The following is an 11,506-nucleotide window of genomic DNA, read 5'->3' as shown; positions in this document are numbered from 1 at the left end:
GTTCGGCGCGGATGGTAAGTGGTTGAATTGAAAAGAAATTTGCCTCGAAAAGAGGCAGCCTGGTGAGAAAGTGTCTATGAAAGCAGGTCTGTACCAACCAGATGAATTCAAGGATAACTGCGGTTTCGGCCTGATAGCGCATATGCAGGGCGAGCCCAGTCATACCCTTTTGCAAACGGCCATCGAGGCCCTGACCTGCATGACCCACCGCGGTGGGATCAACGCCGACGGCAAGACCGGTGACGGTTGCGGCTTGCTGATTCAAAAGCCGGACGTGTTCCTGCGAGCCATCGCCCAGGAAACCTTCGGCGTCGAACTGCCCAAGCAATACGCTGTGGGCATGGTCTTCTTCAACCAGGACCCGGTTAAAGCCGAGGCCGCTCGCGAGAACATGAACCGCGAGATCCTGGCCGCCGGTCTGCAACTGGTCGGTTGGCGCAAAGTGCCGATCGACACCAGCGTCCTCGGCCGCCTAGCCCTCGAGCGTCTGCCGCAGATCGAACAAGTGTTCATCGGTGGTGAAGGCCTGAGCGATCAGGACATGGCGATCAAGCTGTTCACCTCTCGTCGTCGCTCGTCCGTGGCCAACGCCGCCGACGCTGATCACTACATTTGCAGCTTTTCGCACAAGACCATCATTTATAAAGGCCTGATGATGCCGGCGGATCTCTGCGCCTTCTATCCAGACCTCAGCGACCAGCGCCTGCAAACCTCGATTTGCGTGTTCCACCAGCGCTTCTCCACCAACACACTGCCGAAATGGCCGCTGGCTCAGCCGTTCCGCTTCCTCGCCCACAACGGCGAGATCAACACCATCACCGGCAACCGCAATTGGGCCGTGGCCCGTCGCACCAAGTTCACCAACGATCTGATGGACCTGGAAGAACTCGGCCCGCTGGTCAACCGCGTCGGTTCCGACTCCTCCAGCATGGACAACATGCTTGAGCTGATGGTCACCGGTGGCATCGACCTGTTCCGTGGCGTGCGGATGATCATTCCGCCTGCGTGGCAGAACGTCGAAACCATGGACCCGGATCTTCGGGCGTTCTACGAATACAACTCGATGCACATGGAACCGTGGGACGGCCCGGCCGGCGTGGTAATGACCGACGGTCGTTACGCGGTGTGCCTGCTCGACCGTAACGGTCTGCGTCCGGCGCGTTGGGTGACTACCAAAAACGGTTTCATCACCTTGGCCTCGGAAATCGGTGTCTGGAACTACCAGCCTGAAGACGTGATTGCCAAGGGCCGTGTTGGCCCGGGCCAGATCTTTGCCGTGGACACCGAAACCGGTCAGATCCTCGACACCGATGCCATCGACAACCGCTTGAAGTCGCGGCATCCGTACAAGCAATGGCTGCGCAAGAATGCCCTGCGCATCCAGGCGACCATGGAAGACAACGACCACGGTTCGGCTTTCTATGACGTCGACCAGCTCAAGCAGTACATGAAGATGTACCAGGTCACTTTCGAAGAACGTGATCAAGTGCTGCGTCCGCTCGGCGAGCAAGGCTACGAAGCCGTCGGCTCGATGGGCGACGATACTCCGATGGCCGTGCTGTCCCAGCGCGTGCGCACGCCGTACGACTATTTCCGCCAGCAGTTCGCGCAGGTCACCAACCCGCCCATCGACCCGCTGCGTGAAGCCATCGTCATGTCGCTGGAGATCTGCCTCGGTGCCGAGCGCAACATCTTCCAGGAGTCGCCGGAACACGCCTCGCGCGTGATCCTCAGCTCGCCGGTCATTTCTCCGGCCAAGTGGCGCTCGCTGATGAACCTCGATCGTCCGGGCTTTGAGCGCGCGATCATCGACCTCAACTACGACGAAAGCGTCGGCCTCGAAGCGGCGATCCGCAACGTTGCCGATCAGGCTGAAGAAGCGGTGCGCTCCGGTCGTACCCAAGTCGTGTTGAGTGACCGTCACATTGCCCCGGGCAAGTTGCCGATCCACGCTTCCCTGGCCACCGGCGCGGTGCACCACCGCCTGACCGAAAAAGGCCTGCGTTGCGACTCCAACATCCTCGTGGAAACCGCGACTGCTCGCGATCCGCACCACTTCGCGGTGTTGATCGGTTTCGGCGCCTCGGCGGTCTATCCGTTCCTGGCTTACGAAGTGCTGGGCGACCTGATCCGTACCGGTGAAGTGCTGGGCGACCTCTACGAGGTGTTCAAGAACTACCGCAAAGGCATCACCAAAGGCCTGCTGAAGATCCTGTCGAAGATGGGTATCTCGACCATTACGTCGTACCGCGGTGCGCAGTTGTTCGAAGCCATCGGCCTGTCTGAAGAAGTCTGCGAGCTGAGCTTCCGTGGCGTGCCAAGCCGCATCAAGGGTGCGCGCTTCGTCGACATCGAAGCCGAGCAGAAAGCCCTGGCTGCCGAAGCCTGGAGCCCGCGCAAGCCAATCCAGCAGGGCGGTTTGCTGAAGTTCGTCCACGGTGGCGAATATCACGCGTACAACCCGGACGTGGTCAACACGCTGCAAGCCGCTGTGCAGCAGGGCGACTACAGCAAGTTCAAGGAATACACGGCGCTGGTCGATAACCGCCCGGTGTCGATGATCCGCGACCTGTTCAAGGTCAAAACCCTGGACACGCCGCTGGACATCAGCGAGATCGAACCGCTGGAATCGGTGCTCAAGCGCTTTGACTCCGCGGGCATCTCCCTTGGCGCGCTGTCGCCGGAAGCTCACGAAGCCCTGGCCGAAGCCATGAACCGCCTCGGTGCGCGTTCCAACTCCGGCGAAGGCGGCGAAGACCCGGCGCGTTACGGCACCATCAAGAGCTCGAAAATCAAACAAGTGGCGACTGGCCGTTTCGGTGTGACCCCGGAATACCTGGTCAACGCTGAAGTGCTGCAGATCAAAGTCGCTCAGGGCGCCAAGCCCGGCGAAGGTGGTCAACTGCCAGGCGGCAAGGTCAACGGTCTGATCGCCAAGCTGCGTTACGCAGTGCCGGGTGTGACCCTGATTTCGCCTCCGCCGCACCACGACATCTATTCGATCGAAGACTTGTCGCAGCTGATTTTCGACCTGAAACAAGTCAACCCGAAGGCGCTGGTCTCGGTGAAGCTGGTAGCAGAAGCAGGCGTCGGCACCATCGCCGCCGGTGTGGCCAAGGCCTATGCGGACTTGATCACCATCTCCGGCTATGACGGCGGCACCGGTGCATCGCCGCTGACCTCGATCAAATACGCGGGCGCTCCATGGGAACTCGGCCTGGCCGAAACCCACCAAACCCTGCGCGGCAACGACCTGCGCGGCAAAGTCCGGGTGCAGACCGACGGCGGCCTGAAAACCGGCCTCGACGTGATCAAGGCAGCGATCCTCGGCGCTGAAAGCTTCGGCTTCGGCACCGCGCCAATGATCGCGCTGGGCTGCAAATACCTGCGTATCTGTCACCTGAACAACTGCGCCACCGGCGTCGCGACTCAGAACGAAAAGCTGCGCAAGGATCACTACATCGGGACCGTCGACATGGTGGTGAATTTCTTCACCTACGTCGCCGAAGAAACCCGTGAGTGGCTGGCCAAGCTGGGCGTGCGCTCCCTCGAAGAGCTGATCGGTCGTACCGATCTGCTGGACATCCTCGAAGGCCAGACCGCCAAGCAGCAACACCTGGACCTGACGCCGTTGCTGGGCAGCGACCACATCCCGGCAGACAAGCCTCAATTCTGCCAGGTCGACCGCAACCCACCGTTCGACAAAGGCCTGTTGGCCGAGAAAATGGTCGATATGGCCACCTCGGCCATCAACGACATGAGCGGCGCTGATTTCGCGCTGGATATCTGCAACTGCGACCGTTCGATCGGCGCGCGGATCTCCGGTGAAATCGCTCGCAAGCATGGCAACCAAGGCATGGCGAGTGCGCCGATTACCTTCCGCTTCAAAGGGACGGCCGGTCAGAGCTTCGGTGTGTGGAACGCTGGCGGCCTGCACATGTACCTGGAAGGCGACGCCAACGACTACGTCGGCAAAGGCATGACCGGCGGCAAGCTGGTTATCGTTCCGCCGAAGGGCAGCGTCTACAAGACTCAGGACAGTGCCATCATCGGCAACACCTGCCTGTACGGCGCCACCGGCGGCAAGCTGTTCGCCGCCGGTACCGCGGGCGAGCGTTTCGCGGTGCGTAACTCCGGTGCTCACACCGTGGTGGAAGGCACGGGCGATCACTGCTGCGAGTACATGACCGGTGGTTTCGTCTGCGTGTTGGGCAAGACCGGTTACAACTTCGGCTCAGGCATGACCGGCGGTTTCGCCTACGTGCTCGACCAGGACAACTCCTTCGTTGACCGGGTCAACCACGAACTGGTGGAAATCCAGCGGATCAGCGGTGAGGCGATGGAAGCCTATCGCAGCCACCTGCAACGCGTGCTGAACGAATACGTCGAGGAAACCGACAGCGAATGGGGCCGTAACCTCGCTGAAAACCTCGACGACTATCTGCGTCGTTTCTGGCTGGTCAAGCCCAAGGCTGCCAACCTGAAATCGTTGCTTTCCAGCACCCGTGCCAACCCGCAGTGATATGCGCCTGAAGAGTTTGATGAGGTTTTAACAATGGCTGAACGTCTGAATAACGACTTCCAGTTCATCGATGTCGGGCGCAAGGATCCGAAGAAGAAACTGTTGCGTCAACGCAAGAAAGAGTTCGTGGAAATCTACGAGCCGTTCAAACCCCAGCAGTCGGCCGACCAGGCCCACCGTTGCCTGGGTTGCGGTAACCCGTATTGCGAATGGAAGTGCCCGGTGCACAACTTCATTCCGAACTGGCTGAAACTGGTGGCCGAGGGCAACATCCTTCAGGCCGCCGAGCTGTCGCACCAGACCAACACCTTGCCGGAAGTCTGTGGCCGGGTGTGCCCGCAGGATCGTCTGTGCGAGGGTGCCTGCACCCTCAACGACGGCTTTGGCGCGGTGACCATCGGTTCGGTCGAGAAGTACATCACCGACACCGCGTTCGCCATGGGCTGGCGCCCGGACATGTCCAAGGTCAAGCCGACCGGCAAGCGTGTCGCGATCATCGGCGCAGGCCCGGCGGGTTTGGGCTGTGCCGACGTGCTGGTACGCGGTGGCGTGACCCCGGTGGTGTTCGACAAGAACCCGGAAATCGGCGGTCTGCTGACCTTCGGTATCCCCGAGTTCAAGCTGGAAAAGACCGTGCTGAGCAATCGTCGCGAAGTCTTCACCGGCATGGGCATCGAGTTCCGTCTGAACACCGAAGTGGGCAAGGACGTGACCGTCGAGCAACTGCTCGAAGAATACGATGCCGTGTTCATGGGCATGGGCACCTACACCTACATGAAGGGCGGCTTTGCCGGTGAAGACCTGCCGGGCGTTTACGACGCGCTGGATTTCCTGATCGCCAACGTCAACCGCAACCTGGGCTTTGAAAAGTCGCCGGAAGATTTCGTCGACATGAAAGGCAAGAAGGTTGTGGTGTTGGGCGGCGGCGACACGGCGATGGACTGCAACCGTACTTCGATTCGCCAGGGCGCCAAATCGGTGACCTGCGCTTATCGTCGTGACGAAGAGAATATGCCGGGCTCGCGCAAAGAGGTGAAGAACGCCAAGGAAGAAGGCGTGAAATTCCTCTACAACCGCCAGCCGATCGCCATCGTCGGTGAAGACCGCGTCGAAGGCGTGAAGGTGGTCGAGACCCGTCTCGGCGAACCGGACGCCCGTGGCCGTCGCAGCCCCGAGCCGATCCCGGGCTCCGAAGAGATCATCCCGGCCGACGCCGTGGTCATCGCGTTCGGTTTCCGTCCAAGCCCGGCGTCGTGGTTCGAACAGCACAGCATCCAGACCGACAGCCAGGGCCGCGTCGTGGCACCGGAACAAGGTCAGTACAAGCACCAGACCAGCAACCCGAAAATCTTCGCCGGTGGCGACATGGTTCGCGGTTCTGACCTGGTGGTAACCGCGATCTTCGAAGGGCGTAATGCCGCTGAAGGGATTCTGGATTACCTGGGCGTCTAACTCGCCAATGATCGTTCCCACGCTCCGCGTGGGAATGCAGCCTGGGACGCTCCGCGTCCCCAAAAGTCGTGACGCGGAGCGTCACAGGAGGCGTTACCACGCAGAGCGTGGGAACGATCTTTCGGTGGCTGATCCGCGACAAATTGACCCGATAGACAAAAGGCGCGGCTCTTGCCGTGCCTTTTGCGTCGCGCTCTGAGAAAATGCCCGCACTTTTTTTCCGGATGCCGACATGACTGCCCTGAAGAACGACCGTTTCCTTCGCGCCCTGCTCAAGCAACCCGTAGACGTCACGCCTGTCTGGATGATGCGTCAGGCCGGTCGCTACCTGCCGGAATACCGCGCCAGCCGTGCCAAGGCCGGTGACTTCATGAGCCTGTGCATGAACCCGGAGTTCGCTTGCGAAGTCACGATGCAACCGCTCGACCGCTATCCACAACTGGACGCGGCGATCCTTTTCTCCGACATCCTGACCATCCCGGACGCTATGGGCCAAGGCCTGTACTTCGAAACCGGTGAAGGTCCACGCTTCAAGAAAGTCGTCAGCACCCTGGCCGACGTCGAAGCCCTGCCAATCCCTGATCCGCACAAAGACCTCGGCTACGTCATGGACGCGGTCAGCACCATCCGCCGCGAACTGAACGGTCGCGTGCCGCTGATCGGCTTCTCCGGCAGCCCATGGACCCTGGCCACTTACATGGTCGAAGGCGGTTCGTCGAAAGACTTCCGCAAGACCAAGGCCATGCTCTACGACAACCCGCAAGCCATGCACCTGCTGCTCGACAAGCTCGCGCAGTCGGTCACCAGCTACCTCAACGGCCAGATCATGGCTGGCGCGCAAGCGGTGCAGATCTTCGACACTTGGGGCGGCAACCTGTCAGCGGCGGCGTACCAGGAGTTCTCCCTGGCTTATATGCGCAAAATCGTCAGCGGCCTGATCCGTGAACACGAAGGCCGCAAGGTTCCGGTCATCCTGTTCACCAAGAACGGCGGCCTGTGGCTCGAAAGCATTGCCGATGCAGGCGCTGATGCGTTAGGCCTGGACTGGACCTGCGACATCGGCGAAGCCCGCCAGCGTGTCGGCAACAAAGTCGCGCTGCAAGGCAACATGGACCCGACCGTGCTGTACGCCAAGCCAGAAGCCATTCGCGCCGAAGTCGGCCGCATCCTCGCCAGCTATGGCAAGGGCAGTGGTCACGTGTTCAACCTCGGCCATGGCATCACGCCTGAAGTCGACCCGGAACACGCTGGCGCCTTCCTGCGTGCGGTGCATGAACTGTCGGCGCAGTATCACGAGTAACTAGCGCCCGGTTTCAATGTGGGAGCGAGCCTGCTCGCGAAAGCGGTGGATCAGTCAGCAGTGATGTTGAATGTGAAACCTTTCGCGAGCAGGCTCGCTCCCACAGTTGTTTGTGGTGGGACGAAGTCAGGTTTTCACGCCGGCCAACGGCGGCAATTTCGCAAGCTTCAACGCCACCAACAGCGCAATCACCAGCAAACCACCAATGAACAACCCGATCCCGTTCCAGCCACCCAAATGCCAGAACACCCCGCCGGCAGTACCCGCGATGCTCGACCCGGCGTAATAGCTGAACAGATAAAGCGACGACGCCTGCCCCTTGGCCTTGATCGCACGACGGCCAATCCAGCTACTCGCCACCGAATGCGCGCCGAAGAAGCCAAAGGTGAAGATCAACATGCCAATGATCACCACCGGCAGCGGCGTGAACAGGGTCAGGGCGAGGCCGGCGATCATCAGCGCGATGGTCGCCCACAGCACTTTGCGACGGCCGAGTTGGTCGGCCAGGGCGCCGATTTTCGCTGAGCTGTAGATACCCGACAGGTACACCACCGACAGCAACCCGACAAAGACCTGATCCATGTGATACGGCTCGGCCAGCAAGCGATAGCCGATGTAGTTGAACAGCGTAACGAAGGCGCCCATCAGCACGAAAGCCTCAAGGAACAGCAGCGGCAGGCCGGCGTCGCGAAAGTGCATGGTGAAACCGTCGAGCAGGCTGCGCGGGTGCAGCGAGCGGGCTCGGAAGTTGCGCGACTCAGGAAGGATTTTCCAGAACACCGCCGCCGCGATCAGGGCCAGGCCGCCGATCACCAGCATCGCCGTGTGCCAGCTGACGAAATCGATCAACACGCCGGTAATCAAGCGTCCGCACATCCCGCCAATCGCGTTGCCGCCGATGTACAAACCCATGGCCAGACCGATGTGCTGCGGGTGGATCTCTTCGCTCAAATAAGTCATGGCGACCGCTGCCAGACCGCTCAACGACAAACCTATCAGCGCCCGCATCACCAATACGCCTTGCCAGCTCGGCATCATTGAACTGGCAATGGTGCAGAGTGCGGCGGCGAACAGCGCGGCGACCATCACCGGTTTACGCCCGATGCGATCGGAGATGGGGCCAGTGATCAGCAGGCCGATGGCGAGCATGCCAGTGGCCACCGACAGGATCAGGCTGCTCTGGGCCGCGTTGATCGAGTACTCGTGGGACAACAGCGGCATCATCGGTTGCACGCAATAAAGCAGAGCGAAGGTCGCGAAGCCGCCGGAGAACAGCGCCAGCACCGTGCGCATGAACATCGGCGTGCCTTTTTCGATGTAGATCTCCTTCAATTCGGCGACAACATCGTCCACCGCGGCAGGCGGAACTTCATGGGCAAGTGGAGCAACAGCAGTTTTCACTTCGGACCTCGGAGGGCGCAGCCGGTCAGGCAATGAAAAAAGCATATAGCTGCCTAATGATTCAATCCAATATATTGTTCGACCTGTTTGATAGGTTTAACGACCTAATGGAGTTTTCATGGAATTGCGTCACCTGCGCTACTTCATTGCCGTCGCCGAAGAGCTGCACTTTGGCCGCGCCGCCCAGGTGCTGGGCATCTCGCAACCGCCCCTGAGCCAGCAGATTCAGGCGCTGGAGCAAGAGGTGGGTGCGCGGTTGTTCGAGCGGACCAATCGTCGGGTCGAGCTCAGTGAAGCCGGTCGGCTATTTCTGGAAGAGGCGCGGCTGGTGCTGGCGCAGGTCGATAAAGCGGCAGACGTGGCACGGCGGGCGCAGCTGGGTGAGTTGGGCGAACTGAAGATTGGCTTCACCTCGTCGGCGCCGTTCAACTCAACGATCCCTCAGGCGATTTTTTCGTTTCGCCAGCGATTTCCGGCGGTGCACCTGAACCTGCGAGAGATGAGCAGCACCCAGGTAGCGGATGCGCTGGTGGATGAGTCGATAGAGGTCGGGATCATGCGGCCACTTGGGTTGCCGGACTCGCTTAGCGTGGTGGAGCTGATGCGTGAGCCACTGGTGGCGGTGCTCAGCTCCAAGCATCCGTTGGTGAGCGACAGCGAAGAGGGCTTGTTTCTGTCAGCCCTGGCCCTCGAACCCTTCGTATTTTTCCCACGCAGTTATGGCAGTGGTCTGTACGCACAATTGCTCAGCCTGGCCCGAGATGTCGGCTTCAGCCCGCACTTCGCTCAGGAGGCGGGCGAGGCGATGACGATTATCGGGTTGGTGGCGGCGGGGTTGGGTGTTTCGGTGCTGCCGGCGTCTTATCAGCGGATGCGCATTGATGGTGTGGTCTATCGGCCGTTGCTTGATCCAGAGGCTGTGTCGGCGGTGTGGCTGGTGCAGCGCAAGGACCAGAAGTCGCCGATGGCCAAGGCGTTCGTGGAGTTGTTGACGCGTAAGGTTGAGCCGCTGAAGACGTGACTGCTTTGCAGTCATTCGCGGGCAAGCCCGCTCCCACAGGATTTGCGGTGTGAACCGATTTTTATTCCACCACCCATCCACTGTGGGAGCGAGCCTGCTCGCGAAAGCGTCCGCAAGTCCGCCAAAAAAGGCGCAGTTACCTATGCCAAAGCGGACGCTTCGCTGATGAGCGTGGGACATTTCCGAACTACCTTAGGAAGGCTTCAGCGACTTGCTGCATTGCCTACAACTAATCCAGAATCCGCCGGCTTGTGCGCTTTGGGGGCCGTCGGTAACTTGATTCGCGTCACTGATTCCCAGCGATCGGGTTTAGTAGCCCGTGTTTTCACGATGCGCATTTGCATGCCGGACAGTCAGGTAATTTCATGCCTGCACTTTGATGGTAGCTGTGCGTAGGGCGCTCTCGGGCGCGCCGGTTCGTGTTTCCCGGTCTACTAACCTGCGTACGGCTGCCACCCTTTTGATTAGTAGCGACTCGGTGGCTCCACTTTGTAGGTAGCCGAAACATGACGAATACAAGAACAAACCTACCGGACGCAGATCCGGATGCTCCACGCCAACCAAGCAAAATCTTCCGCATCGCCACCGATATCGACAACCAAACCTTGCTGGAATACGCCTGTGAATCGCTGGCATCAGCGAATGTCATGGCGAGCGATTTCGCGAGGTTTCTGAAAGGATCGCAAAGCAACACACTGCTGGGGATTCAACAGTCGATCATGTTGGGAGAACTCGCAGTAAACCGCGTGCTGGATAACCTCGATCCACGCTGAGCGACGTAACCGATCGTTCCCACGCTCCCGCGTGGGAATGCCTCAACGGACGCTCCGCGTTCGGCTCTGGATGGGACGCAGAGCGTCCCGGGCTGCATTCCCACGCAGAGCGTGGGAACGATCAAAAATCCTGGCGGGAGCAAAACCCATGACCGAACAATTCACTCGCTGGGACTCTGCCGAGTACCTCAAGACCGAGGAGGACATGGCCAGTTATCTTGACGTTTGTATGGAAGAAGCGGGGAATGATCCAGCATTCATCGCCAAGGCTCTCGGGACCATTGCACGTGCTCGCGGCATGACTCAGGTCGCGCTGGATGCGGGACGGCGATGACAAGTCGACTTGTTTGTAAAGGGGCGCCGAAAGGCGCCCTTTGTCGTCCTGGCGTTACTGAAATCGTTGAAAGACTCGATTTATGACCAGCGCAGGAAGATCAGCGGAGCGGTTACGTTGATTGAATGGCTGACGCGCAAGCTGACGCCTTAGAGCTTCAAGGTTTTGTTGGGTACGGCCGATAACCGTTGTGGGACTCATCAAAACAATGGAGATACAGGATGTTCAAGCAGTTAACCTTCACCGCTTTGCTGGCATTGACCGCTCTGACCGGTGGTTGTGCTTCGGTAGAAATGGCTGATGAAAGCCAGGACGCTCAGGCCAAGACCTTCCAGGTCACCCCGGACAAAGCCAATATCTACGTTTATCGCAACGAGAGTATGGGTGCAGGCGTGAAAATGCCGGTGGCACTTAATGGCAAGCCGGTAGGGCAGACCGTCGCCAAGTCTTACCTGATGTTATCCGTCCCGGCCGGTCAACAGACCCTGGTGTCTTCGGCGGAAAACGATTCTGAACTGAAACTCACCGCAGAAGCCGGCAAGAACTACTTTGTCTGGCAGGAAGTGAAAGTGGGCTTCATCAAGGCGCGCAACAACCTGCAAGTCGTCGACGACAAGACAGGCCGCGCTGGCGTCGCGGAAAGCAAATTGATTCAAGCTCAGTAAGCAGTTACACAACTGATCGTTCCCACGCTCCCGCGTGG

Annotated in this window: 7 protein-coding genes and 1 pseudogene; 7 read left to right on the top strand and 1 reads right to left on the bottom strand. The window is 59.8% G+C overall.

Annotation, left to right across the window (positions count from 1 at the left end; genetic code table 11):
- Positions 1 to 76 precede the first annotated feature (76 nt).
- The 3 genes from gltB to hemE all read left to right on the top strand — a co-directional run bounded on the left by gltB (position 77) and on the right by hemE (position 7,274).
- Positions 77 to 4,522, top strand: a complete 4,446-nt coding sequence (gltB, locus tag ACYZT5_RS22470; RefSeq protein ID WP_462047466.1) for a glutamate synthase large subunit — start codon at positions 77 to 79, stop codon at positions 4,520 to 4,522.
- A gap of 33 nt (positions 4,523 to 4,555) precedes the next feature.
- Positions 4,556 to 5,974, top strand: coding sequence for an FAD-dependent oxidoreductase (locus tag ACYZT5_RS22465; RefSeq protein ID WP_462047465.1), 1,419 nt, complete (start codon positions 4,556 to 4,558; stop codon positions 5,972 to 5,974).
- A gap of 232 nt (positions 5,975 to 6,206) precedes the next feature.
- Positions 6,207 to 7,274, top strand: coding sequence for a uroporphyrinogen decarboxylase (gene hemE / locus ACYZT5_RS22460; protein ID WP_462043220.1), 1,068 nt, complete (start codon positions 6,207 to 6,209; stop codon positions 7,272 to 7,274).
- 126 nt (positions 7,275 to 7,400) lie between these two features.
- Here hemE and ACYZT5_RS22455 read toward each other — a convergent pair whose 3' ends face one another.
- Positions 7,401 to 8,675, bottom strand: a complete 1,275-nt coding sequence (locus ACYZT5_RS22455; protein ID WP_462047464.1) for an MFS transporter — start codon at positions 8,673 to 8,675, stop codon at positions 7,401 to 7,403.
- Positions 8,676 to 8,793: 118 nt separating this feature from the next.
- Between ACYZT5_RS22455 and ACYZT5_RS22450 the strand changes: the two genes are divergently transcribed.
- From ACYZT5_RS22450 to ACYZT5_RS22435, 4 genes and pseudogenes are all read left to right on the top strand, one after another.
- Complete coding sequence (locus tag ACYZT5_RS22450) at positions 8,794 to 9,696, top strand: LysR family transcriptional regulator (protein ID WP_462047463.1); 903 nt, start codon at positions 8,794 to 8,796, stop codon at positions 9,694 to 9,696.
- 506 nt (positions 9,697 to 10,202) lie between these two features.
- A complete protein-coding gene (locus ACYZT5_RS22445) occupies positions 10,203 to 10,469 on the top strand; it encodes a DUF6124 family protein (RefSeq protein ID WP_462047462.1) in 267 nt (88 codons plus the stop codon).
- Positions 10,470 to 10,617: 148 nt separating this feature from the next.
- Positions 10,618 to 10,794: pseudogene (locus ACYZT5_RS22440) on the top strand (addiction module antidote protein); the annotation flags it as partial.
- 230 nt (positions 10,795 to 11,024) lie between these two features.
- Positions 11,025 to 11,468: a DUF2846 domain-containing protein gene (locus ACYZT5_RS22435; protein WP_462047461.1), complete on the top strand. Its 444-nt coding sequence runs from the start codon at positions 11,025 to 11,027 to the stop codon at positions 11,466 to 11,468.
- Positions 11,469 to 11,506: the final 38 nt, after the last annotated feature.

It is taken from the genome of Pseudomonas sp. LB3P14, from assembly GCF_054898045.1.
The sequence above is the reverse complement of the archived record's forward strand: the minus strand, read 5'-3'. Positions and strand labels throughout refer to the sequence as shown.

Bases quoted from the DNA above. Each gene is read 5' to 3' on its own strand.
- ACYZT5_RS22465 (WP_462047465.1), top strand. From the start codon at position 4,556: ATGGCTGAACGTCTGAATAACGACTTCCAGTTCATCGATGTCGGGCGC.
- ACYZT5_RS22435 (WP_462047461.1), top strand. From the start codon at position 11,025: ATGTTCAAGCAGTTAACCTTCACCGCTTTGCTGGCATTGACCGCTCTG.
- ACYZT5_RS22450 (WP_462047463.1), top strand. From the start codon at position 8,794: ATGGAATTGCGTCACCTGCGCTACTTCATTGCCGTCGCCGAAGAGCTG.
- hemE (WP_462043220.1), top strand. From the start codon at position 6,207: ATGACTGCCCTGAAGAACGACCGTTTCCTTCGCGCCCTGCTCAAGCAA.
- gltB (WP_462047466.1), top strand. From the start codon at position 77: ATGAAAGCAGGTCTGTACCAACCAGATGAATTCAAGGATAACTGCGGT.
- ACYZT5_RS22445 (WP_462047462.1), top strand. From the start codon at position 10,203: ATGACGAATACAAGAACAAACCTACCGGACGCAGATCCGGATGCTCCA.